Below are 20,875 nucleotides of genomic sequence, written 5' to 3' on the forward strand. Positions count from 1 at the left end.
GCTCACACGAGCAACTCGACAACGGGCCGCATCTCAGGCGAGAACACCCCGGTTCCCGTCAGCCTCCGGATGCCGCCGCCAGCACGGCCTCTCGCAGACGGTCATCGTCCTGAGACAGCCCGTTGATGACCTCACCGAGGCTGACGTCTGTCTGCATGATCCGCTTAAGGCTCTGCTGACCCGCGGTTTTAAGCGTCACGAACACTCGCGAGTAGTCAGGGTCGGACACCACCTCTGGCGCTCTCTCGTTCTCCACGACGGCAGTGGGCCCGAACACGAGGAGGATCGTCGGCTGCGCATCAGCGCGGTACAGAGCGACGCACCACTCCCATTTTCCGGCGAGCCTCGCCTCGACCTTCTCCACCTGCCCGCTCTGGACCGTCTCGTTCACCTGCTCCGTCAGCGTCGTCTGCGCAAAGCTCCGCAGCCCGGCCTTCACCGCGGTGAGGGTCTTGCGGCTGTCCTCCAGCTGCCGCCGCGCGTGCTCGGCGACGAGGTCGGCGAACTCCTGGGTCGCACGATCATGATCCCGGTACCCGTATCGGGCGGACTCTCCGGTCTCGCACATGGCCTGGATGAAGGAGATCTGGTCGTCGAGGTTCACTGCGGCCGGGCCTTCCACGAAGTGGTCAATCATCTGCTGGATGAAGAAGCGCTGATCAGGATGCCGCCGGCGCCACGACGGATCGCGATCGACGTGTGCTTGAAGATCCCCCAGAACCTCTGCGTAGGTGACGACAACAGCCTGGTCCCATCCATCTCGCTGGCGGTGGGTCTCCCGGCGGTGGCAGAGCAGAACGACTGCGGCCGCTCTCCCGGGTCCAACACCGTGGGCGAGGTACCGGTGGTAGTCGTGGCCGTGTCCATCGGCGGTCCAGTAGTTCTCGATGACGACGGCGGCATCCTCTCGCGAGAGGACGATGTCGGCGATATCCATGCCGACCACACCGCCCGCGGCTTCCTCGTCCCCTCTGGTGTCGACTTCCTGGGCCACGCGGTAGCCGGTGGAAGGCAGCTGCTGCTTGTCGATCGGCAGCCCGGCGTTGATCCTTTCGAGGAAGATGCGCTGGAAGGCATCGCCGAGTCCGTGAGTCGCATCGGCTGCCAGCAGCCAGGCGAAGACGTTGGAGAGTTGCTTCTCGTGGGTGCCGTGGTGCATCACCCGGAAGACATTGAACTTCTCGGCCAGGCTGCGCGAGAGCGTGGGCACGAGTGCCGTGACGAAGCCGCTCATGTCCGTCGATCGGGGGTCATAGCGCGACGCTACATCAACGGTGACCAGACGGAGCGGCCGGTGCGGACAGCGCCAGACCAGGCCGCCCCCACGTAAATGCTGTCCCAGGGCAGGAACCTCAAACGCCTCATCGATGCCGTGAAACCTGACGGCTTCACGCTGCACGGTTGAGGCTGAGTTGCTGGCGGTGGTGGTTGTAGTGCTGGGTGCCGTAGTGGTAGATCTCGGCCAGGCTCATCCAGTCGCGGAAGTAGGGGTCCCAGTGGACGGGCATGTGCATTCCCCGGGCCAGCACGTCCTCTGGTTCCGCCTGAAGTCGGGTCTGCAGGGTGTCCAGGGTGCGGTCGAACCACCGGAGCAGCCGCGGGCCATGGATCACACCGGCGGCACCGCGGTCGCTGAGGTAGTTGATCATGTGGAAGGGCCTGGTGCCGGCCTCCAGGAGGCGGGCGAAGGTGCGGCTGACCGGATCGGGGAGCCGGCCCATCAGGCGCACCAGGGGCAGCAGGCGGAGGACGACCAGGTAGCCGAAGAACATGTGGAACAGCAGTTGGCCGTTGGTCCAGCGGGTGCCGGACGAGGGGCGGCGCAGATCCTCCGGGCTCGCTGCGGTCACCAAGGTGTGGAAGTCTGTCCGGACCCGGTCCAGCTCCTCGTGGATCGCCTGGCGGGTGAGGGGTGCGCTGTTCACCGAGTCCTCCTCGACGCGTTGTCGTTGTCGGGAGGGCCCTGCGTGTTGGTCGGCTTCTGGGCGATAAAGCGCAACACACGACCCCCGAAGGAATCGCGCAGGTGCACCGGCTCCAGGCTTGCTTGTCTGAGGGCAGGCTCGAAGGCTCCCGGCTCGATGAGCCGGTGAGGGGATCGGTCGGCCCGGTGCACCCAGGTAGCGGCGCGGGAGGCGAGCAGGTCGTATCCCACGAAGGCCCCACCCGGTCGCAGGACCCGGGCGACCTCAGTTACCGTGCGTTCCCACTCGATGACGTGGTGAAGCATCAGGAAACTCAAGACCGTGTCGAACGACGCGTCCTCGAAGGGCAACCGGGTGGCGTCGGCCTGACGCGCCTGCGCCAAGGGGACTTCGGCCAGGCGTTGCTGGGCGGCCTCGACCATCACTGGGTCGGCGTCGGTAGTGGTGAGTCGCACCCGGGGATGGGACCGGGCGAGGGCGGCAGCCATGGCGGCGCTGCCCCCGCCGATCTCTAGCACGTCCCCGGTGACGGGGAACCCCTGGGTCGCCCAGGGAATCATCCGTCGGGCCACCAGACCCCACGGCGCGCTGCAGCAAAAGGAGGCCTCCAGGGCCGACATCTTCGGCATGGTCTCCACCTCTCGGGGCCCCTGCGGGGTTTCCGCCGAGCCTAGCCCCCCGATCGACGGCAGTGAACCGTCCGAGCGGGAGCCCACGCACCCTCCCTCACCGGTCGCCCTGCCCGGACGCTGGTTCAGGGAATCACAGGGGCCCACCACGCGGCTGAGGTCCGCCGATGGGTGACCTACAGGCCGAAAGCGCCGCCCTCGACGAGGATGACCAGACCCAGGCCGATCAGCACGATGGGGAACAGAATGTGTTCCCACCGCTCCAGGACCTCGGCGATGGGCTTGCGGGTGGCGACGTACTTGGCGATGGCCACCAGCACCGCCACCATGGCCAGGAAGGCGATGCAGTAGGCCACCATGGCCTCCGGGCCCACGGTGACGAACACGGGCACGTAGACCCCGATGTTGTCCCCGCCGTTGGCGAAGGTCACTGCCGCGACGGTCCAGATGCTGACCTGTTTGCCGGCGACCTTCGCCTCGTCATCATCGTCGTCGTCGCTGCGCCAGACCTTCCACGCCGCGTGCAGGCCCAGCACCAGAGGAATGAGCCCGAAGTAGGGGATCGCCTCCGGGGGCAGGAAGCTGCTGGCTCCGAGGGTCACCAGCACGGAGGCCATCAGGATGCCGCCGAAGCCCACATACTGGCCGATGCCGATCTTGGCGGTGGTGCCGCGGGCCCCGGCCCCGCGGGAGAAGAACAGGGACAGCACGATGATGTCGTCGATGTTGGTGGCCGCGAACAGGCCAATTGCCTGCAGCACGGGAGCGAGCAAATCCATGGCGTCTCTTTCCTTCGGATGGGGGCGCACCGAGTGGTGCCGCGAAGTGGTCACCGCGGCCTCAGGGGGCGCCGGTGAAAAGGGGGGAAGGGGCCCTGCCGGCGGCAAGGCCCCTCCCGGATTGGCTGGCTCGGGATCAGTGGCTGGCGGTGTCGAGGTCCTCGAGCGGGCAATCGCGGTGATCGCGTCCGCCGGGTTCGTGTCCGTCGATCACTGTCCCGGTCGGGGCGAGGTGCCGGTCAGTCGTCATCGTCGTCGTCCTCGACGAGCTCGCCCTCCCAGGCCTCCTTGCCCTCCATGAGGGCGAAGGCGGCGATGACGAACCCGGCCACCGGATCCACCCAGGCCGCGCCGGTCAGCGCGAAGATGATCAGCCCGGCCAGGGTGGAGATCGACAACAGCACACAGATCTTCGTCTCGGCAGCATCAGCCAGGATGAGCTGGTCACCCAGGGCGGTGCCCACCTTCTTCTTGGCCGCGGCCAGGACCGGCATGATGATCAGGGAGGCCACCAGGATGATGATGCTCACCGGGGAGGACTCCGGGGTCTCCCCTTCGATCAGGGACTGGATGCCTTCGTAGGTGACGTAGGCGGCGAGGATGAAGAAGGTCACCGCCACCAGGCGCAGGGTGATCTTCTCCTTGTGCTCATCGGTCTCGCCGTGGCGCAGTCGGGCAGAGAGGCGCAGGGCCACCAGTACGGCGGCGATGGACTCGATGCCCGAGTCGATGCCGAAGCCGACCACCGAGACCAGCCCGGCCATCAAGCCGGCGGTGACGGCGACGATGCCTTCGATGACGTTGTAGCCGACAGTGAACTGGGCCAGGCGCAGCCCGCGGCGAGTAAGGGCTTCAGTCTCCGTGGGAGACAGAGTGGTGGTGGGGTTGCTCATCGGTCTTCTTCCGTGGTGGTGCCGTAGGTGGGGCAGAGGGCGACCTGGGCGCCGGTGGCCGCCAGCAGGGTCTCGGCGGCAGACAGCAGGTCCAGCAGCTCCGGGCGGGCCAGGGCGTAGAAGGTCTGGCGCCCCTCGGTGCGCCCGACCACCAGCCCGCACTCGCGCAGGCATCCCACGTGCGCGGAGACGGTGGACTGGGCCAGGCCGGTTTCTTCCACCAGATCCCGTACCCGGGCCTCGCCTTCGGCAAAACGACGCACGATGGTCAGTCGGGTGGGGTCGGACAGGGAGTGGAACAGGACCACGGCCGGAGACAGCGTGGTCGCACAACTGCTGTTCGTCATGATCCGATGCTATCGCTTAACAACGATTGATCGCCTCATGGCGATGTGATGTTGCTCGCTTGCCGGTGCCCCGCACCCCTGAATCGGCACAAGTCACGGCCCCAGGCCCCTCGCTGAGGGGCGCCGGGGCCGAGGTCGCTCAGTGGCTGGTTAGAGGCCGGTGAAGGCGGTGAAGAAGCGGAAGAACACCGAAGCGGCCACCGCGACGTAGGTGATGGCGACCAGGGTCCAGGCCCACTCGGTGGCAAAGCGCACCAGCCCGGGTGGGGAGGGGATGATGCCGTGGGCGAGGTTGCGGATGGTGAGCAGGATGGTCAGGGGGATCATCGCAGCCCACACGATCATGCAGTACAGGCACAGGATGTAGATGGAGAACAGTGCCTGGGACCACAGCCAGATCACGAACACCGCACCGAGTGTGACCCCGATCTGCAGCCCGGCCCAGTACCAGCGGCTGAACCGCGCCCCGGACAGGGCCGCCATGGCGGTGGTGATGACCACGGAGAAGGCGACGATGCCGATCAGCGGGTTGGGGAAGCCCAACAGCTCCGACTGCCAGGTGCCCATGACCTGCCCGCAGGACACCCAGGGGTTGATGTCGCAGCTGGTGACGTGGTCGGGGTCGCGGTAGAGGGCCAGGCGCTCGAGCACCAGGATCGCCGAGGCGATCCATCCGATGACCCCGGTGGCCAGCAGGAGCAGGGCGAAGGGGCGGTGACGGGCGAAGCCGGGCACCTGCGGCTCGGCCGCCGGGTCGGGGCTCTGGGGGCGAGCAATGGTGGGCTGGTCGGTCATGTCGGTTTCCCTCGTCGAGTGGGACGGGCGGTAATCGTGGTGGGCGGGGTCAGTCGGTGGCGGCGGCCTCGACCTCGGCGCGGAACTGCTCCAGGGACTCCGGGTTGAGGACTTCCCCATCGAGGTAGAACGTCGGGGTGCCCTGCACTCCGAGGGCCTGGCCGTCGGCCACATCCAGCTGGATCCGTTCGGTCGTGGCGGGGTCGGCCACCGCGGCATCGAAAGCGGCCATGTCCAGCCCGAGGTCTTGGGCGAAGCCGCGGAAGACCGCGCTCTTGTCCTCGGCCGATTCCCCCCACTGGGTCTGGGTCTCGTACATCCGCTGGTACATCGCCTCGTAGTGCCCCTGCTGGGCGGCGGCCTCCACGGCCACGGCGGCGTTGACGGAGTTGCGGTGCCCGGGCAGGGGGAAGTAGCGGTGGACGAAGGTCACCGTGTCGGCGTACTCGGTCCGCAGGTCCTCGATGAAGGGGTATGCGGCCCGGCAGGACTCGCACTCATAATCCAGGAACTCCACCAACACCGCCTGCTCATCCGGGGCCTTCGAGAGCACCCGGCTGTTCTCCCGCACCACCTGCCCGGCATCTTCCGGGGCGGCGGCGGTGGAGGACCCGCGGGCGACCAAGAAGGCGATGATCCCGGCTGTTACCACAGCAGCCAAGATCGCCCAGACGACGAGCTTGGACCTTGTCGAGGACCTCTTCGGCGAGGTGGTCACTGGAATATCGGTGGGGGTGCTCACGCAGGATCCCTTCGGTGGCAGGTGAGTGCGCCGATGGCGCTGGGGCGGACGCGGAACGGGGAGGGGTCGGCGGCCCCGGGGCTATTCCTCGGAGGTGGGAGGAGGATCCGAGTGCACGAACGTGCCCACCATCAGCAGGGCCACCCCGGTGGTGACGAAGACGTCGGCCAAGTTGAACGTCGGGAACCAGCTGGTGTGCAAATAGTCCACCACCCCGTTGCCGTCGAGGCGGTCGAGGAAGTTCCCGGCCGCACCCCCGAGCATCAGGACCGCTCCGGACCGCACGAGCCGGGTCATGGTGGCAGCTGTGGACAGCAGATACCAGGTCAAGCCGGCGATGATGACCCCGGTGGCGACGATGATGACCCATGACGGGAAGGCGGCACCCAGGCTGAAGGCCACCCCAGGGTTGTAGTACAGCCGCAGATTGAGCAGTCCCAAATCCACTGTCGCTCCCCCCGACAGCCCGGCCACAGCGGCGGCCTTCACTCCCAGATCCGCTCCGGCCAGAAGAAGCGCCCCCACCATCAACACGATCCGAGGGCGGAGGGTCGACCCGGGGCGGTGCTGCTTCGAGGCCGCCGGTGTGCCGGCCAGGGAAGGGCCCGAGGGGCCCCCGCGGGTATGGCGCATCAGTGGGTCTCCTCCATCGGTGGGGCCAGGGGTGCAGAGGTGGATCGGGCAGGCTCGGGGCCCAGGGCATCGTAGACACCGCAGCTGGGGCGCACCCGGGAGTGCACCGGCGTCGCCAGGGTGTTGCGGCGGGGCGGGCGCCCAGGCGAGACCTGCCCAGCAGAGACGGTGCCCGCCCTGCCCCGGTCATCGCCTTGAGGCGATATTAGCGCAATAATCGATCACGGCCTCTGGCTCGCTGTCCGGGCCGGCGCCCGCCCAGACCATGGCTTCGGGCGAGCCCGCGGCCATGGAACCTCCACGCAGACCCAGGACACGGCATGCCACCACACACTCTCCGCCTGTTGCTCGATGCCCGCGCGGCCCGAAGAGGTGACGCCGAGGGCCTCGCCCGTCGGCAACGGGGCCGCCTGGCGGACATGGTGGTGCACGCCCGGACCGGCTCCCCGTACTACCGCCGCCACTACCAAGGTCTGCCGGCCACCATCACCGACCCGCAGCTGCTACCGATCACCACCAAGGCCCAGCTGATGGCCCACTTCGACGAATGGGTGACCGACCCGGCCGTCACCCTCGCTGACGTCGAGGCGTTCGTGGCCGATCCTGCCCTGATCGGCCACCAACTGGCCGGCCGCTACACCGTGGCCACCACCTCCGGCACCACTGGTGTCCGCGGGCTGTTCCTGGTCGACAGCGACTCCATGGCGGTGACCTCCGCGATGGCCGTGCGGATGCTCACTGACTGGCTTACCGCAGCCGACCTGGCCCGCCTCCTCACCCGGGGCGGGCGCCTGGCCATCGTGGCCGCCACCGGCGGGCATTTCGCCTCCGGGGCGGCCGCCGCGAGCCTGCGCCGGGGCCGAACCGCTTCCCGTGTCGGCGCCTTCTCGGTCCAAGACCCCCTGCCGCAGCTGGTGGCCCAGCTCAACGCCTTCGACCCGGTCGTACTGGCCCCCTACGCCTCCACCGGGCGGTTGCTGGCAGCAGAACAGGAGGCCGGGCGACTGCATATCCACCCGGCCCTGGTCGTGCTCTCAGCCGAGGGGCTGCCCGAGGAGGAGCACCCCCGGATCGCGCAGGCCTTCGGAGCCAAGGTGCGCCACAGCTACGCCGCCACCGAGTGCCCGTTCCTCAGCTACAGCTGCCAGTACAACTGGTCGCACGTCAACAGCGACTGGGTGCTCCTCGAGCCGGTCGACGCCGATTACCAGCCCGTGGCCGACGGGCAGCCCTCACACACCGTGCTGGTGTCCAACCTGGCCAACCGTATCCAGCCGATCCTGCGCTACGACCTCGGCGACAGTGTGCTCGTCCGCCCCGACCCCTGCCCATGCGGCAACCCACTGCCGGCCATCCGCGTCCAGGGCCGTACCGGCGAGCTGCTCACCTTCGTCCGTCCCGACGGCACTGCCGTCATGCTCACCCCACTGACGCTGAGCTCGGTCCTGGACCGAATCCCCGAGATACAGCAGTCCCAGATCGTCCAGACCGGACCCACCAGCCTCACCCTGCGGCTGCGCCCGGCCCCCGGCACGGACCCGGCCAGTGCCGGGCACGCCGCCCACGAGCAGATCACCCGCGTGCTGACCGACCACGGCTTGGGGCACGTGCGTCTTACCCTCGACCCCGAGCCCCCGCACCTGACCGCCGGGGGGGAAACTGCGCGTGGTCATCCCGTGGAAGCCGTCCTGATCGCAGAGACACCAGCACCGATTCCGCTCCGGCAGGAGGGGGAACCCCTCGTTGCTATGATCGACGTATGGCGATCATGTCTGACTGTGCAGATGCCGGCCTGAACCCGGCCGCGGCCCTGTTCCACTCCCTGGGAGACCCCAAGCGGCTGGCCATCGTGCAGCGGATGGCCCACGGCGAGGTCCGCGTCGGGGATCTGACCGCCGAACTGGGCCTGGCCCAGTCCACCGTCTCCGCCCACGTGGCCTGTCTGCGCGAGTGCGGGCTCGTGCAGGGCCGCACCCAAGGGCGCAGCATCTACTACTCCCTGACTCGTCCCGAGCTGATGGACCTGCTTGCTGCCGCCGAGGGTCTGCTGGCCGCCACCGGCAACGCGGTGGACCTGTGTCCGACCTACGGCACGGCCGCCCAGCAGAACCGCCAGAACCACACCGCCACGGTCGCCCCCCTGCCATAGACCCTGCTGCGCTGCGCCCGTCGCGGTGAAACCCAGGTGTTGGGGCGCCGGTCAGACCGGTGGGCCCTCGCCCCAATCTCAGGAGAATCTCCCAGCCGTGTCTTACCCTGCCGTCCGCCTGACCGCCCCAGGCGTCCACCTCGAACGTCTCGGCGGCGCATCTGATGCCTCGTCGTCCCGCAGGAGCGGGGAGGGGCGGGCATGAGCATCGGAGGCTACTTCGCCGAGACCGTGAACTCCGGGGCCCTGCTCATCGCAGCGCCCCTGGCGATGATCGCCGGGTTCGTCTCCTTCGTCTCCCCGTGCATCCTGCCGCTGGTGCCGGGCTACCTCGGCTACGTCTCCGGACTGACCAATCCCACCAGCCCGGACAATCGCCGACAGGTGCTGGCCGGGGTGGGCCTGTTCATCCTCGGCTTTGCTGCGGTCTTCACTCTCTACGGGGCGGCCTTCGGCACCCTGGGCGGGTGGCTGGTGCGCTGGCAAGACCCCATGATCCGCACCCTGGGCCTGCTGGTCATCCTCATGGGACTGGTCATGGTGGGCAAGTTCTCCCTCTTCCAGCGCACTCTCAAACCCTCCTTCGCCCCGCGGACCGGCATCGCCGGGGCACCGCTGCTGGGGGTGGTCTTCGGCCTGGGTTGGACCCCCTGCATGGGCCCGACACTCAGCGCCGTGCTGGCGCTGAGCACCACCACCGGCGGGGCCTGGCGCGGGGCGCTACTGGGCTTCCTCTACTGCCTGGGACTGGGCATCCCCTTCGTCCTGGTCGCCGCCGGGCTCAACTGGGTCACCACGACCCTGACCTACATCCGCCGCAATATCCGCACCTTTAACCTCGCCGGCGGCTGCGTGCTCATCGCCGTCGGGCTACTGATGGTGACCGGAATCTGGATGCAGTGGATCTACCAGCTCCAAAGCCTCGCCGGCACCTTCATCACCCCCGTCTGAGCCCCACAGGATGCCCCTCATGGGCGCCCAATCCCATGTAGGCCGCCCAAGCACGGGCTGACCCACCACTCCAAGGAGGACGACGATGATGACGGAGATGGCCCCCACCCTCGCACTGGGCCTGTATCTGACCGGTCTGGTGGCCGCCTTCGGTGTGCGGACCTGGATCCACCGGGCCCGCACCGGCTCCACCGGCTTCCGGGGCTTGAGCGGAGCACCCGGGACGGCCGAGTGGTGGGGCGGGGTCCTCTTCGCCGTGGCCCTGGTGCTCGGTGCGGCCGGGCCCGTGCTGGCCCTTACCGGCACCGTGACCGCACCCCGCCTGCCGGAGGCTGTTCCCTGGGCCGGTCTGGTCATCACCGTCCTCGGGTTCCTCGGCGTGCTGGCCTCCCAGGCCGGCATGGGCTCCTCCTGGCGGATCGGGGTGGACGCCACCGAACGCACCGAGCTGGTCACCACCGGGGCCTTCGCGGTGGTCCGCAACCCGATCTTCACCGCGATGCTCACCACCCTGGCCGGCCTGATGCTCATGGTGCCCACCGTGGTCAGCGCAACGGCGTGGCTGTGCCTGCTGGTGGCCGTCGAGCTCCAGGTCCGCCTCGTGGAGGAGCCCTACCTGCTGGCCACCCACCGTCAGGACTACGCCTCCTACGCCGCCAGGGTCGGCCGGTTCCTGCCCGGCCTCGGCCGGCTCCATCGCACACCCCATAGCGAGGGGGCGTCCTGAGATGGGGACCGCCACGACACAAGGGCTGCACCAACAAAAGCATGGCGGAAGCGGACCCTAGCAAGGGGCCCGGTGGTGCCACGACACCGGTGTTCCTGAGGCCATACCCGTTCAGGTGTCGGGTTCGTGTTCCTGGTACTCGCCTGAGTGGTCGAGGGACCGCCCGTCCTTGAAGTTCTCGGAGACCGCAACCCAGTCCTTAGGGTGAGACACCGGCAACAGGCGGAACTGCTGTTCGTGAGTGCTGTCATACGGGGTGACTGCTTCCCGCTTCATCCGAGTGTGATCGCGGATGAGCAGCATCTCCACCACCTGCGCGGCGGTCTGGAGATCCTGAGCAACGGTGCCGGTCTCGACGCCCGTAGGTGAACCCCATGCGCAACCCCGCAGGCCTTGTAGCCGCTTGAAGCTGCAGCAGGCCCGACTGCGTTACGAGTGATTCTGGATGCTGATCTTGGATTCCAGGTACACAAAAATGGTTCGTGCGGCGTTCACCGCCAGCATTGCTTCGTGCTCGCCCAGTAGCTCACGATTCGGATGCGCCACACTGGCGTGGTTCCTGAGCGGATTCAACGCGTCCAGCACCGTTCCCATCGCCTGTAGCATGCGCGTGATGTCAGCCGCACGCGGTCCGCTGGGGACAAGCGCAGGATGCGATGTGCGAAGCGACTTGAGCAGAGCAGCGAGGGTTGCGTCCTTTGCCACTGACAGGCCAGCCGCTTCGCACATGGCGTGCAAATGTCCGTGAAGAGCGGTGTGCACACGATCAACCACGCTTGTGGCTCCGAACTGAGAAAGGAGCGCGTCTGCGTCGTTGAGCGCCCGAATCACGACTGCTCGAGTCTCGGACGGGAGGTCAACGCGGACGGGAGAGGTGCTTTCGAGCTTCCAAATCCATTCGGTCATGGTCAGGCGCATCCGAGCCCGGTCCTCGTTCTCGTCGGCGTCCTCGGCGAATCTGTCGAGCAACCCACGCAGAATCGCTGCCTGCTCCCGCTGTGATCGGGACGAAAGTATCTGAATGAACCGCTCTCGGGTGGTGCCTGAGTATTCCGGGGAGTCGGGATCGATCTGCGGGAGGTCACAAAATTCGGGGTAAAACTCCGCATGCGTCCGGTAGCTGAAGTCACCGAGGTAGCCGCCCGACACTCCGATGAACTGATGCGCCACCTTCATCGCCTCGCCTTTGCTGAGGCCATCTTCTCCCGGCATGAGGTGAGAGTATCCGAAAGCGAATCATTGCTCTGGCTGAAGGTACCGATGCACGTCGGGAGCCTCATGAGGGCCCGGATGCGCCCACGAGGAGCTCAGGCAACCGGGGGTGGTTGTCGTGCCCGATTACCCTGTGCGATGAAAAGCCCGCACAGGTGCGTCATACGCATCACGATGTCCACAGGCACCGACATTCTCAGATGGTCGTCGGCAGCGGCAGCTCGCGGATGCGCCGGTAGAGGGTGGCCCGCGACATCCCGAGATCCCGGGCCACCTGGGTAGCCGGCTCCCCGCCCTCGATCAGCCGTACCGCATTGCGGATCTGGGAGTCGGTGAAAGTGGGACGCCGCCCGCCCAAATCCTTGCCCGCGGCCCGGCGCTTGGCCACCGAGTCGGTGATCCTCTCCCGCTTGATTTCCAACTCCATCTGCGCCAGAGCGGCCATGACAGTGAAGACCATCGACCCCATCGGAGTGTGCGTGTCCACGTCTCCCCCACCGAGGTTCAACACCCGCAACCCCGCACCCTTCCCACGCAGCGCCTCGGCGAAGGCCAGCATGTTCTGCGTCGACCGACCCAAGCGGTCCAGCGTGGTGATCACCAGCGTGTCACCCTCCTCCAGTGCCGCAACGGCCTTATCGAAGGCGGGACGAGAGGCGCGTCCTCCAGACACTCCATGGTCAACGTACAGATCATCGCGCCGCACACCCGCTGCGAGCAGGTCATGCCCTTGACGGTCCGCATCCTGCTGACGTGTCGACACACGCGCGTACCCGATCAACTTGCCCACGTCAACCCCATCTGTCTCGCAACCTACGGTGAGTAACCGATTCCAGACCTCAGGATAAAGCACATAGCTACGAGACATTTCTCGCCGCAGGATCTCGCGGCCGCAAAAAATTTCGATGAGACGTCTCGCATCCCATGGTTTGCGAGAACCCCGCAGTCACATTGATCGTCGAGGTTCTGCTTGTCCCGATGCCGGGACTACCATTGACCATCACCCTCGGGCCGTGTTCTCGCCCGCTGTGGGGCCCAGTCCCCCGCCGCCTCCTTGCGACGTGATTGTTCGTCAGCAAACAGGAAGTCGGCATGGACGCCTCCGCCCCCAGGATCCTCGCTGTGGAATTGTTCCCGCACTCCGCGACCCACTGGGTCGCGACCTTCTATCCCATGGTCAGCACTCCTGCCGGCCGGTGGGCCGATGTCACGTGGGTGCTGCACCGGTGCCTTCTGCCGCCCGCTCCGTACCCGTTGGCTTCGGCGCGGTGGCTGGAGGCGTGCAGCGCCGATCCGCACCACCCCTGGTACGACCACTGCCCGGCCTGGAGTGCGACCCTGGCCACCGGATACGCCGTTGCGCGCCTCGTGCACATCGTCGGGACGGCCGGCGACGCCGAGGTCGGTCTCAGTCCTGAAGAGGCCAGGCAGGTGCAGGAAGCCACGGTCGTGGTGCCCCCCGGACAGCTGGCGGAGTGGTTGCTCGACGATCTCCAGGACGCAGAGCGGTGAGCCCCGCCCCGGAGGACGTGCGACCGTCTGCGGGGGCGAGACCTCCTGGGGTCCGGCCCCGCTGACCTCAGGACGGTGACGCCGTGGCGTGGTGGCTGCACGAGAGGAGGCTCCACGCCCAGGGCACCGGGGCCGTGGGAGAGTTCGTCGCCACATGCTCTGGTACGTTCGCGAAAGAGAATCCACGGTCCGCCGAGGCCGGCGGACCGACGACTCCAGAACGGAGCACCCCGCGGTGCCTGACCCGATCCTCACCGACGGCTCGATCGCCGTGCCCGTCGGCCTCATCGCCTGTCTCGTCGCGCTCACCGCCACCACGTGGCCGCTGCTGGTCGGCGAGTCCGTGGGCGTCCGCCGACGACGGCGTGCCGTTCTCGGCTCGTGGTGCTGCCTGGCCGCGGTGGCGGCCGTGGCGGTCGCCGGCTTCGTCCCGGGGCTCCACGGCTTCATCGCGCTGGCCGCCGTCGTCGTGGTGGCCACCACGACCCTGCTGCACGCCCGCTCCCGCCCGGCCTGAGCCGTGGTGGTCCCCGGGGTGCCCGCCGGACGGCACATCGTGCGCGGCGCGGTGCTGGGCGCGTGCGCCGGCGCGGTGCTGATTGCCTTCACCCACCGCGCCTCCTCGCTCGAGCTCGGCCTGCTCGTCGGCGTGGTCCTGGAGGTGCTCAGGGCGTGGGTCCGCGGGGACCTGCTCGAGGAGCGGCCTTCAGGGAAGACTGTGGCGGGGCTCCTGCGGACACCGACACCGGCGCGGGAGGGCCGGGACCGGGCCGTCCGCGGAACGCACCGGTGCCGACGACGCGCCGAGCGCCCGACGACGGGGGCGGGCGGGGTTAGGGTCGGTGCCATGAGGGACGTGCCGTACGAGCTGATGACCGCCGCCCAGGCCGCCGACGCCCTGGACGCGTTCCTCCGCGAGCGGGCCACCGCGCTCGGTGCGCTGCGGGCGACGGTCTCCGCCGCGGCGGACGACGTCGTCGTCCTCGACGGGACACCGGACTCGGTGGGCCCGCTGTGGGCGTGGATCACCGACCGGGTGTCGGAGCTCGGCGTGACGGCGGCCGCACTGGAGGAGGACCCGACGCGGTCGTCCTGGCCCAGCTGGGCCCGCCACGGCCGGCTGGTCGACCCGCACCCGCCGGCGGAGTCGCTGGCGCTCGTCGACGGCTTCGTCTCCTACCTCGCCGAGGTGATCACCGACCTCGCGCCGCAGGCGCGGTGGCGGGTCGGGGAGCACCGGATCGCCGACCACCCGCTGCTGAACTATCCCGTGCTGGCCTCGGACCACCACCAGATCTTCCTCCCCGGCATCCCGCTGTTCAGCGCCTACCAGTCCGCCCACGGCCGCACGCCGATGACCGGGGACGAGATGCGCGTCCACGTCGGCCGCACCGTCGACGCCCTGCACGGGCACGGTCCGGAGGCCGCGGCGATCGAGGAGCCGCTGGTGACGGTGGTGGCCGAGGTCGACTGCTTCGACGTCGGCCTGCGCGAGGACATCCCCGCGGCCCACCCGCAGGTCGTGGAGGAGCTGATCGCCGAGCTCGCCGACCGGGACGGCGTCGCGTCGGTGCACCGCTACGGCCCCGCCGCCCTGGTCGTGGACGTCCCCGACTGGGACGAGCTGCGCCTGAAGCTGTGGCTGACCCTGTGGCTGCAGCGGCACCTGCCGCGGTAGCCCCGACCTGCGCACGGGCCGGCCGCCGCTGCCGGCGCCGGGCGGGTCCCCCGCCGTCGTCGTCGTGGCCGAGCCGGAGGGCTTCGACGTCGGCGCGCACGCCGCCGTCGCCGCGCGCGGGGCCACCGTGGTGGATCTCACGGCGCTCGGGCCCGCCCGCCGGCCCGGCGTCGACACGGTGCAGCGGCGCGCCGCCGACGCGCTGCTGGTCCACGCCCCGGCGGGGGACGCCGACGCACTGGAGCGGTGGCTGGACGACTGGATGACGGCCCACGGCCCGTTCGTCCGCTGAACCCCCGAGTCCCGGGCGCCGACCACGGCGCCCGGTCCGCTACGGGCGGACCCGCACCCGCGCGAGCCGGGCGGTCTGCCGCACGTCGACCGCGATCCCGGCCACGGCCGTGAGCATCGCGGCGGTGAGCAGCTCGAGCTCGGCGAAGTGCACGGCGCCGGCGACGAGCGCGGCGGTCAGCAGCGCCGTCAGGGCGCGGAAGGCCGTGCGCGCGGTCGGGGTGCTCTCGTGGTGGCGGCCGGTCGGCGGGGTGCTCATGGTGCCCGAGCCTGCCACCGGTTCCTGTGCCCGGCCTGACATGCGCCACGGAGTCCCCTCGGCACCCCGGGGACGCCGTCCGCCGTTCTGCGGGAGTCCCGGGGCCGGCCCGGGGACCGGTGGACGGCCCGGAGGAACTACCGTGGAGCGCATGGCCCGCCGCACCACCCCCGCTCCCCCACGGATCCGCGCCCTCGAGCTGCCCGATCTCGGAGCCGGCTCCGGCACGCCGCTGCGCCCCTTCGCCACGTACGAGGCCCTGGCGTTCACGGGCGACGACCTCACCGGCACGGAGCTCACGGACGTCGGCTTCAGCGCGTGCTCCTTCGCCGAGCTGAACGCCCACGAGCTCGAGCTGACGGGCACCCGGCTCACCGACTGCCGGCTCTCGCGCCTCGACGTCCCCACGGTCACCGCCGCCTACGCCGCGCTGCGCCACAGCCTGCTCGAGCGCTCCCGGCTCGGCGTGCTGCAGTGCGTCGAGGGCACGTGGGACGCCGTGCACGTGCGCGGGTGCAAGGTCGGCTACCTGAGCCTTCGGGGGGCCGACGCGCGGGACGTGTCGTTCGAGGACTGCGTCATCGGGGAGCTCGACCTCGCCGGGGCCCGCGTCGAGCGGATGGCGTTCCCCGGCTCGGAGGTGGGCGCCCTGGACGTCACCGGGGCCGCACTGGCCGACGTCGACCTGCGCGGGGTCGCTCTGCCCGAGATCACCGGCCCGGGCGACCTGCGCGGCACGACCGTCGACGCCCTCCAGCTGCAGCTGCTCGCTCCGCAGCTCGCCGCGCACCTGGGCATCGACGTCGAGGCCTGAGCGCCGGCCGGCGAGCGCCCCGTCACGGCGGCCGGGTCCTCCGGGGTCCGCGCGCCTCGGGTCCCTAGACTGGGGCCCCCGTGGCGCAGCGGCGCCGCGGCAGCCGGACGGCACGCACGCGGTGGACCCGCGGGAAGGATCGAGATGCACAGACTCATGGTGTTCTACCCGGAGCCGACGGACCGCGCGGCGTTCGCGGACCACTACACCTCCGTCCACCTGCCCATGGTGGAGGACCTGCCGGAGGTGCTGGCCTGGCGCTACAGCCTCGACGTCGCCGCGGCCGAGGGCGACTCCCCGTACTTCGCGGTCTTCGAGGCCGACTTCCCCGACGCCGAGGCCATGGGCAGGGCCCTGTCGTCGGCCGCCGGGGCGGCCCTGCAGGCGGACATGCCCAACTACGCCACCGGCGGGGCGGTGGCCCTGCACTACCCCGTGGTCGAGCCCGCGCGGGCCTGACCGGACATGCGCGGCGCCCACGGGGCGAGGGCCCGGGGGCGACGGGACCCGTCGTCGTCAGCACCCGGTGTGCCGACGACGACGGGGCCCGTTCCCCCGCGGGAGCCGCCTCAGGCGGGGTGGCCGCCGGCCCTGCGCCGGTGGCGCAGGTCGGCGACGCCCACGGCCAGGGCGCAGAGGATGACGGCGGCGATCATCGCGAAGCCGGCGGTGATCGCATGGGCCCAGCCCGCGGTGGGCAGGACGGTGAAGGACACCGCGGTGACGACGGCGATGCCGATCGAGGTCCCGATGCGCTGACCGGTCTGCATGATCCCCCCGGTGCTGCCGGCGTACTCCAGCGGGACCTCCGCCAGGGACAGGGTCTGGTTGGGGCTGACCACCGCACCCTGTCCCAGCCCGACGAGGACGAGGGTGGCCAGCAGCCACCACTCGCTGCCGATCCCGCGGCCCTCGAGCTGGATGACGAGCACGCTGAGGGCCAGGCCGAGCAGCACGCTGAGCATCCCGCCCACCACGACCGCCCTGCCGAGGCGCAGCACGTGGCGCCCGGCCCAGTTCGCGGCGAGGGCGCTGGCCAGGGCGTTGGGCAGGCCGATCAGTCCGCTCTCCAGCGCGGTGTGCCCGAGGCCCTGCTGCATGTAGAGGGCGAGCAGCACCCACACACTGGTGACGCCGAGGAAGTAGAGACCGATGAGGGCCGAGCCGTAGGAGAAGCTGCGGACCCGGAAGATCGCCAGGTCGACCATCGGGCTGCGGCCGGCGGCCCTGTACCGGCGCTCCCACAGCAGCCAGGCCGACAGCAGTGCCGCCCCGGCGGGCAGCAGCGCCCACCACCAGGCCGAGGTCGCGGCCCTGGCCTCGATGAACGGCAGCAGCAGGGCCAGGACCGCCGTCCCCAGCAGGAGGGCGCCGACGGGGTCCAGCTCGGACAAGACCTTCCCCGCGGTCCGCCCGTGCCCGCGTCTCAGCAGCGGCCGCGGGAACCAGGCGAACGCCAGCGCCAGGGCGAGCACACCCACCGGCACGTTGACGAAGAACATCCAGCGCCACCCCTCGGCGGCACCGCCCAGGTGGATGAGCAGCCCGCCGAGCAGCGGGCCGACGCCCACGGAGATGCCCACCACGCTGCCGAACAGCCCGAAGGCCCGGCCCCGTTCCGCCCCGCGGAAGTACTGCTGGATCATGCCCACCCCCTGCGGGTTGAGCAGTCCCGAGCCCAGGCCCTGGACGAACCGGGCGGCGGTGAGCACCGCCGGGTCGGAGGCGAAGCCCGCTGCCAGCGAGGCGAGGGTGAAGACGGCGGCCCCGAGCACGAACAGGAAGCCGCGGCCGAAGATGTCCCCCGCCCGCCCGGCCGCCACCAGCACCACGCCGAAGGTCAGCGCGTACCCGGAGAGCACCCACTGGATCTGGGTCCGGCTGGCCCCCAGCCCCTCCTGGATCGACGGGAGACCGACGTTGACGATGCTCACCCCCACCAGCGACATGAAGATCGCCACGAGCAGCACCGCCAGGATCCGCCACCGGTCGGCGTCGGGCTCGGCCGCCGTCCGCGGCTCCCGTCCCGGGGGGACGTGCTGAGCGGCTGTGCCACCGGTCGTCGTCGCCGGTGGCCTCTCGTCGGCGTCCCGGCGTGCGTCGGCCGCAGCGTCCGTGCCGGGCCACGGGGAGTCCATGCCGCAACCACCGTCCTTCCGGGGCAGTCCACTGATCAGGGGCACGACCAGGGTAGACCTGCGGCCCGGGCACGGCGGCCGCAGCCCGTCCTGCAGCGGCGGGACGGGGCCGGCGGGGCAGCGGCGCCGGCACGGACCCGGGCGTGCCTGACGGTGCGCCCGTGCGGAGGACCGGTCTCAGGCGGCCGGGCTGAGCTTGATCCGCAGCGCCTCGGCCTCGGCGACGACCTTCGCCCTGGACTCGGTGGGGACCACGATCACGCGGTCGCCCTCGGACGGGATGCGCACGCTGTAGGTGCCGTCCGGGTTCGGGCTGGCCAGCTCCTCGAAGGCGTGGTCGAGGCCGACCTTGTACCGCGGGGTCTTCTGCGCCATCGGGTTCACTCCCCTCGTCCGATCCAGGTCAGCCGGCGCGCCCGGGGCGCGGCCGGAGCATCCTGGTTCGTGGTGCCGTCGTAGGCCCGGTCCCGGCGCCCAGGGCGCGGACGACCTCCAGCCAGTACGGCAGAGCGCTTGCGGTCATGCCCGCCAGTCTTGCAGCTCCGCGGACCCGGCCGGCATGCGGAGCCCGAGCGGCGCGACGGAGCGGACCGGGGTGCCGACCGTCCCCGGGCGGTCCCGCACGAGCGGTTCGGGCCGTCGGGAACGACCTCCGGGCGCACGGGAGCCGCGGAAGACCGTGACGGCCCCCGCACCCGGGGGCGCGGGGGCCGTCACGACGGGTGGCGGCGCGGAACCGGCACGGACGACCGGCCTCAGATCTGGGCCTCCCGGTCGGTGACCGACTCGTGGCCGGCCGCGTCCACGTGGCGGGTCTGGGCGCGGGTGCGCCGCGGGATCATCGAGAGCACCAGCAGCACGGCGCCGGAGACCGTGAGGATCCACCCCAGGACGCCCAGGTCGATGGAGAAGCTCCCCAGCGACAGGCTCTGCGCGGAGACGGCGAACAGCAGGATCAGGCCGAGGACGAGGGTGACGGCGGCGCCGGCGGAGAAGGAGCGGTTCACGGTGACCTCCAGGGGTGAGGGTGGAGCAGGTCGTTTGCTTTCGTAACTCCTCCATTGTGGCACGCCGCCCGGCGCCTGCTCGCTCGTTCAGTACGGCCGAGCAGTGTCCGCGGAGGGCTCCCGGGGCCTGCCCCGCGATCCGTTCCGGGTGCCGGTCAGGCCGACGACGACGAGGGCCGCGAACCACAGCCCCGGGAACCACCACTGCCAGCCGCCCAGTGCCCCCCACAGCACCGCCGTCAGCACCACCGCCAGTCCCGGCGTCGCCCACTGCGTCCTCGGGTTCACCATGCCCCCTCCTCTTCGACCGTCGTGCTCACCGCATCGTCCCACGCGCCGGCGGGCCGCCCCGGCGTGCGTCCATCGCCCGGGCGCGGGCCGTCTCCGGCTCCTCGGACATGCTTGCCGATAGGCTCCGAGAGCCCCGGAGCACCCCGCCCGGCCGCAGCCACCACGTGACGAGAGCGAGCACACCGACGTGACCCCGGACCCTCGCCCCGCGCCCGAGACCTCCCTGACCGGGAGCCCGGTCGTCCACGTCCTCGGGGAGCAGCGGGAGAACCTGTTCTGGCGCGGCGCCGCGGTGGTCGGCCTGTTCTTCCTGGCGGTTCTCGCCGGACTCTTCGTCGGCGTTCCGGTGTACCTTATGATCGCGTTCCGGAGCCCGTGGCTGCTGTTCACACTGGTCTTCGTCGCGGCCGGAGTCCTACTCCTGGTCAAGACGGTGGGCCTGGTGCGGCGTGGAGCCTGGCACGCCCGCCACCGCTCGACCTGCACCCTGCGCGAGGCCGGCATCGAGACCACCGAGTGGAGCACCGTCGGTGCCGACGCCCCGGTCCGCCGGAGCATCCCCTGGGCGGACGTGGCCTCCGTCGTAGCCTCCTACCGGACCGTGCGCCGCATCATCCTAGCCCAGAACGGCGGCGGGGCGCTCACCGAGTCGGCCCCGGTCCTGCACGTGCTGTTCGACCAGGACGGGCGCCGGCAGATCACCAGCGTGCCCTTCTCCTCGCACCAGGACCCCGCGGTCGACACCTGGATCACCGAGCTGCGCAAGCACGGCGTCGAGCTGGGCTACACCGCCCGCGCACTGTCCTGGAAGGGCGAGACCTACCTCAGCACCGAGGCCCAGCTCGGGTACTTCGCGACCACCGAGGAGGTCATCCCCTTCCCCGCCACCGGCGGCTGGCTGGAGAATGCGGTCCGGCTGGAGAACCGCTGGCACCGGCACACCGGGAGGCTCCAGGAACAGGCCGGCACCGACCTCCCGAGATAGCCCGCCGGCATCGACGCCGCCGCCCTGGCGCACACCTGCGCACAGGCCGTGCTGCGTCCCGGCGTTGCGGCACGCGGGACAGGTGATCCACTTTCTCGGCGGCGCGGAGCTCCACGGA

The 20,875-nt window shown here is 70.1% G+C and carries 28 protein-coding genes; 11 read left to right on the top strand and 17 right to left on the bottom strand.

The annotated features are described in order from the left end of the window. Positions 1-58: 58 nt before the first annotated feature. From LQU92_RS01350 to lspA, 9 genes are all read right to left on the bottom strand, one after another. Complete coding sequence (locus LQU92_RS01350) at positions 59-1,399, bottom strand: PD-(D/E)XK nuclease family protein (RefSeq protein WP_230660040.1); 1,341 nt, start codon at positions 1,397-1,399, stop codon at positions 59-61. Then, a complete protein-coding gene (locus LQU92_RS01355) occupies positions 1,389-1,925 on the bottom strand; it encodes a DinB family protein (RefSeq protein ID WP_230660043.1) in 537 nt (178 codons plus the stop codon). The genes LQU92_RS01350 and LQU92_RS01355 overlap by 11 nt, the downstream gene beginning before the upstream one ends. Continuing rightward, entirely contained in the window at positions 1,922-2,554 is a 633-nt protein-coding gene (locus LQU92_RS01360) for a class I SAM-dependent methyltransferase (protein ID WP_230660046.1), read from the bottom strand. The genes LQU92_RS01355 and LQU92_RS01360 overlap by 4 nt, the downstream gene beginning before the upstream one ends. Before the next feature lie 176 nt (positions 2,555-2,730). After that, a complete protein-coding gene (locus tag LQU92_RS01365; RefSeq protein ID WP_230660049.1) occupies positions 2,731-3,333 on the bottom strand; it encodes a cadmium resistance transporter in 603 nt (200 codons plus the stop codon). Positions 3,334-3,572: 239 nt separating this feature from the next. After that, entirely contained in the window at positions 3,573-4,226 is a 654-nt protein-coding gene (locus tag LQU92_RS01370; protein WP_230660051.1) for a cation diffusion facilitator family transporter, read from the bottom strand. Further along, positions 4,223-4,573, bottom strand: a complete 351-nt coding sequence (locus tag LQU92_RS01375) for a helix-turn-helix transcriptional regulator (protein WP_230660054.1) — start codon at positions 4,571-4,573, stop codon at positions 4,223-4,225. Before LQU92_RS01375 ends, LQU92_RS01370 begins: the two co-directional genes overlap by 4 nt. Positions 4,574-4,723: 150 nt before the next feature. Then, positions 4,724-5,368 carry a vitamin K epoxide reductase family protein gene (locus LQU92_RS01380; protein ID WP_230660057.1) on the bottom strand — a complete coding sequence of 215 codons (645 nt, stop codon included), beginning with the start codon at positions 5,366-5,368 and terminating at the stop codon, positions 4,724-4,726. 49 nt (positions 5,369-5,417) lie between these two features. Next, positions 5,418-6,110, bottom strand: coding sequence for a thioredoxin domain-containing protein (locus LQU92_RS01385; protein WP_230660060.1), 693 nt, complete (start codon positions 6,108-6,110; stop codon positions 5,418-5,420). Between the two features lie 81 nt (positions 6,111-6,191). Then, positions 6,192-6,743: a signal peptidase II gene (gene lspA / locus LQU92_RS01390; RefSeq protein ID WP_255666936.1), complete on the bottom strand. Its 552-nt coding sequence runs from the start codon at positions 6,741-6,743 to the stop codon at positions 6,192-6,194. A gap of 320 nt (positions 6,744-7,063) precedes the next feature. On the opposite strand from lspA, the gene LQU92_RS01395 reads away from it, so the two are divergent. The 4 genes from LQU92_RS01395 to LQU92_RS01410 all read left to right on the top strand — a co-directional run bounded on the left by LQU92_RS01395 (position 7,064) and on the right by LQU92_RS01410 (position 10,570). After that, positions 7,064-8,539, top strand: a complete 1,476-nt coding sequence (locus LQU92_RS01395; protein ID WP_230660063.1) for a phenylacetate--CoA ligase family protein — start codon at positions 7,064-7,066, stop codon at positions 8,537-8,539. After that, entirely contained in the window at positions 8,503-8,892 is a 390-nt protein-coding gene (locus LQU92_RS01400; protein WP_230660066.1) for a helix-turn-helix transcriptional regulator, read from the top strand. The genes LQU92_RS01395 and LQU92_RS01400 overlap by 37 nt, the downstream gene beginning before the upstream one ends. A gap of 201 nt (positions 8,893-9,093) precedes the next feature. Further along, a complete protein-coding gene (locus tag LQU92_RS01405) occupies positions 9,094-9,843 on the top strand; it encodes a cytochrome c biogenesis CcdA family protein (RefSeq protein WP_230660069.1) in 750 nt (249 codons plus the stop codon). A gap of 85 nt (positions 9,844-9,928) precedes the next feature. Next, positions 9,929-10,570: an isoprenylcysteine carboxylmethyltransferase family protein gene (locus LQU92_RS01410; protein ID WP_230660072.1), complete on the top strand. Its 642-nt coding sequence runs from the start codon at positions 9,929-9,931 to the stop codon at positions 10,568-10,570. A 111-nt stretch (positions 10,571-10,681) separates the two neighbouring features. Here LQU92_RS01410 and LQU92_RS01415 read toward each other — a convergent pair whose 3' ends face one another. The 3 genes from LQU92_RS01415 to LQU92_RS01425 all read right to left on the bottom strand — a co-directional run bounded on the left by LQU92_RS01415 (position 10,682) and on the right by LQU92_RS01425 (position 12,572). Further along, positions 10,682-10,873 (bottom strand): hypothetical protein, encoded by a 192-nt coding sequence (locus tag LQU92_RS01415; protein ID WP_230660076.1) that lies wholly within the window; start codon positions 10,871-10,873, stop codon positions 10,682-10,684. Between the two features lie 126 nt (positions 10,874-10,999). Then, on the bottom strand, positions 11,000-11,740 hold the full coding sequence (locus tag LQU92_RS15180; protein ID WP_230660078.1) for an abortive infection family protein: 741 nt from the start codon (positions 11,738-11,740) through the stop codon (positions 11,000-11,002). 238 nt (positions 11,741-11,978) lie between these two features. Then, positions 11,979-12,572, bottom strand: a complete 594-nt coding sequence (locus LQU92_RS01425) for a recombinase family protein (protein WP_230660081.1) — start codon at positions 12,570-12,572, stop codon at positions 11,979-11,981. Positions 12,573-12,874: 302 nt separating this feature from the next. Here LQU92_RS01425 and LQU92_RS01430 point away from each other — a divergent pair, with 302 nt between their 5' ends. The 4 genes from LQU92_RS01430 (at position 12,875) to LQU92_RS01445 (ending at position 15,264) form a co-directional block, all read left to right on the top strand. Then, entirely contained in the window at positions 12,875-13,294 is a 420-nt protein-coding gene (locus tag LQU92_RS01430) for a hypothetical protein (RefSeq protein WP_230660084.1), read from the top strand. 235 nt (positions 13,295-13,529) lie between these two features. Next, entirely contained in the window at positions 13,530-13,811 is a 282-nt protein-coding gene (locus tag LQU92_RS01435) for a hypothetical protein (RefSeq protein ID WP_230660087.1), read from the top strand. 330 nt (positions 13,812-14,141) lie between these two features. Continuing rightward, a complete protein-coding gene (locus tag LQU92_RS01440; protein ID WP_230660090.1) occupies positions 14,142-14,972 on the top strand; it encodes a hypothetical protein in 831 nt (276 codons plus the stop codon). Positions 14,973-15,036: 64 nt separating this feature from the next. Beyond that, positions 15,037-15,264, top strand: coding sequence for a hypothetical protein (locus LQU92_RS01445; RefSeq protein WP_230660093.1), 228 nt, complete (start codon positions 15,037-15,039; stop codon positions 15,262-15,264). A 39-nt stretch (positions 15,265-15,303) separates the two neighbouring features. Here the strand turns inward: LQU92_RS01445 and LQU92_RS01450 are convergent, their stop codons facing one another. Further along, positions 15,304-15,522, bottom strand: a complete 219-nt coding sequence (locus tag LQU92_RS01450; RefSeq protein WP_230660096.1) for a hypothetical protein — start codon at positions 15,520-15,522, stop codon at positions 15,304-15,306. A gap of 142 nt (positions 15,523-15,664) precedes the next feature. Between LQU92_RS01450 and LQU92_RS01455 the strand changes: the two genes are divergently transcribed. Continuing rightward, positions 15,665-16,336, top strand: a complete 672-nt coding sequence (locus LQU92_RS01455) for a pentapeptide repeat-containing protein (protein ID WP_230660099.1) — start codon at positions 15,665-15,667, stop codon at positions 16,334-16,336. A 144-nt stretch (positions 16,337-16,480) separates the two neighbouring features. Then, complete coding sequence (locus tag LQU92_RS01460; RefSeq protein WP_101852365.1) at positions 16,481-16,795, top strand: EthD family reductase; 315 nt, start codon at positions 16,481-16,483, stop codon at positions 16,793-16,795. A gap of 110 nt (positions 16,796-16,905) precedes the next feature. Here LQU92_RS01460 and LQU92_RS01465 read toward each other — a convergent pair whose 3' ends face one another. From LQU92_RS01465 to LQU92_RS01480, 4 genes are all read right to left on the bottom strand, one after another. After that, positions 16,906-18,474 (bottom strand): MFS transporter, encoded by a 1,569-nt coding sequence (locus tag LQU92_RS01465; RefSeq protein WP_230660103.1) that lies wholly within the window; start codon positions 18,472-18,474, stop codon positions 16,906-16,908. Positions 18,475-18,651: 177 nt separating this feature from the next. Continuing rightward, positions 18,652-18,849 (bottom strand): hypothetical protein, encoded by a 198-nt coding sequence (locus LQU92_RS01470; RefSeq protein WP_230660106.1) that lies wholly within the window; start codon positions 18,847-18,849, stop codon positions 18,652-18,654. A 380-nt stretch (positions 18,850-19,229) separates the two neighbouring features. Then, on the bottom strand, positions 19,230-19,481 hold the full coding sequence (locus tag LQU92_RS01475; protein ID WP_230660109.1) for a DUF6458 family protein: 252 nt from the start codon (positions 19,479-19,481) through the stop codon (positions 19,230-19,232). An 87-nt stretch (positions 19,482-19,568) separates the two neighbouring features. Further along, positions 19,569-19,772 (bottom strand): hypothetical protein, encoded by a 204-nt coding sequence (locus tag LQU92_RS01480; protein WP_230660112.1) that lies wholly within the window; start codon positions 19,770-19,772, stop codon positions 19,569-19,571. A gap of 187 nt (positions 19,773-19,959) precedes the next feature. Here LQU92_RS01480 and LQU92_RS01485 point away from each other — a divergent pair, with 187 nt between their 5' ends. Further along, on the top strand, positions 19,960-20,757 hold the full coding sequence (locus LQU92_RS01485) for a DUF4175 domain-containing protein (RefSeq protein WP_230660115.1): 798 nt from the start codon (positions 19,960-19,962) through the stop codon (positions 20,755-20,757). Positions 20,758-20,875: the final 118 nt, after the last annotated feature.

Source organism: Kocuria sp. LUK, assembly GCF_021012935.1.
Taxonomy (GTDB): domain Bacteria; phylum Actinomycetota; class Actinomycetes; order Actinomycetales; family Micrococcaceae; genus Kocuria; species Kocuria flava.

Excerpts from the sequence above, each read along its gene's own strand:
- LQU92_RS01415 (WP_230660076.1), bottom strand. The coding sequence starts at position 10,873 with ATGCTGCTCATCCGCGATCACACTCGGATGAAGCGGGAAGCAGTCACC.
- lspA (WP_255666936.1), bottom strand. The coding sequence starts at position 6,743 with ATGCGCCATACCCGCGGGGGCCCCTCGGGCCCTTCCCTGGCCGGCACA.
- LQU92_RS01400 (WP_230660066.1), top strand. The coding sequence starts at position 8,503 with ATGGCGATCATGTCTGACTGTGCAGATGCCGGCCTGAACCCGGCCGCG.
- LQU92_RS01450 (WP_230660096.1), bottom strand. The coding sequence starts at position 15,522 with ATGAGCACCCCGCCGACCGGCCGCCACCACGAGAGCACCCCGACCGCG.
- LQU92_RS01410 (WP_230660072.1), top strand. The coding sequence starts at position 9,929 with ATGATGACGGAGATGGCCCCCACCCTCGCACTGGGCCTGTATCTGACC.
- LQU92_RS01375 (WP_230660054.1), bottom strand. The coding sequence starts at position 4,573 with ATGACGAACAGCAGTTGTGCGACCACGCTGTCTCCGGCCGTGGTCCTG.
- LQU92_RS01430 (WP_230660084.1), top strand. The coding sequence starts at position 12,875 with ATGGACGCCTCCGCCCCCAGGATCCTCGCTGTGGAATTGTTCCCGCAC.
- LQU92_RS01405 (WP_230660069.1), top strand. The coding sequence starts at position 9,094 with ATGAGCATCGGAGGCTACTTCGCCGAGACCGTGAACTCCGGGGCCCTG.
- LQU92_RS01370 (WP_230660051.1), bottom strand. The coding sequence starts at position 4,226 with ATGAGCAACCCCACCACCACTCTGTCTCCCACGGAGACTGAAGCCCTT.
- LQU92_RS01440 (WP_230660090.1), top strand. The coding sequence starts at position 14,142 with ATGAGGGACGTGCCGTACGAGCTGATGACCGCCGCCCAGGCCGCCGAC.
- LQU92_RS01460 (WP_101852365.1), top strand. The coding sequence starts at position 16,481 with ATGCACAGACTCATGGTGTTCTACCCGGAGCCGACGGACCGCGCGGCG.
- LQU92_RS01365 (WP_230660049.1), bottom strand. The coding sequence starts at position 3,333 with ATGGATTTGCTCGCTCCCGTGCTGCAGGCAATTGGCCTGTTCGCGGCC.
- LQU92_RS01360 (WP_230660046.1), bottom strand. The coding sequence starts at position 2,554 with ATGCCGAAGATGTCGGCCCTGGAGGCCTCCTTTTGCTGCAGCGCGCCG.
- LQU92_RS01465 (WP_230660103.1), bottom strand. The coding sequence starts at position 18,474 with ATGGACTCCCCGTGGCCCGGCACGGACGCTGCGGCCGACGCACGCCGG.
- LQU92_RS01380 (WP_230660057.1), bottom strand. The coding sequence starts at position 5,368 with ATGACCGACCAGCCCACCATTGCTCGCCCCCAGAGCCCCGACCCGGCG.
- LQU92_RS01480 (WP_230660112.1), bottom strand. The coding sequence starts at position 19,772 with ATGGTGAACCCGAGGACGCAGTGGGCGACGCCGGGACTGGCGGTGGTG.
- LQU92_RS01395 (WP_230660063.1), top strand. The coding sequence starts at position 7,064 with ATGCCACCACACACTCTCCGCCTGTTGCTCGATGCCCGCGCGGCCCGA.
- LQU92_RS01470 (WP_230660106.1), bottom strand. The coding sequence starts at position 18,849 with ATGGCGCAGAAGACCCCGCGGTACAAGGTCGGCCTCGACCACGCCTTC.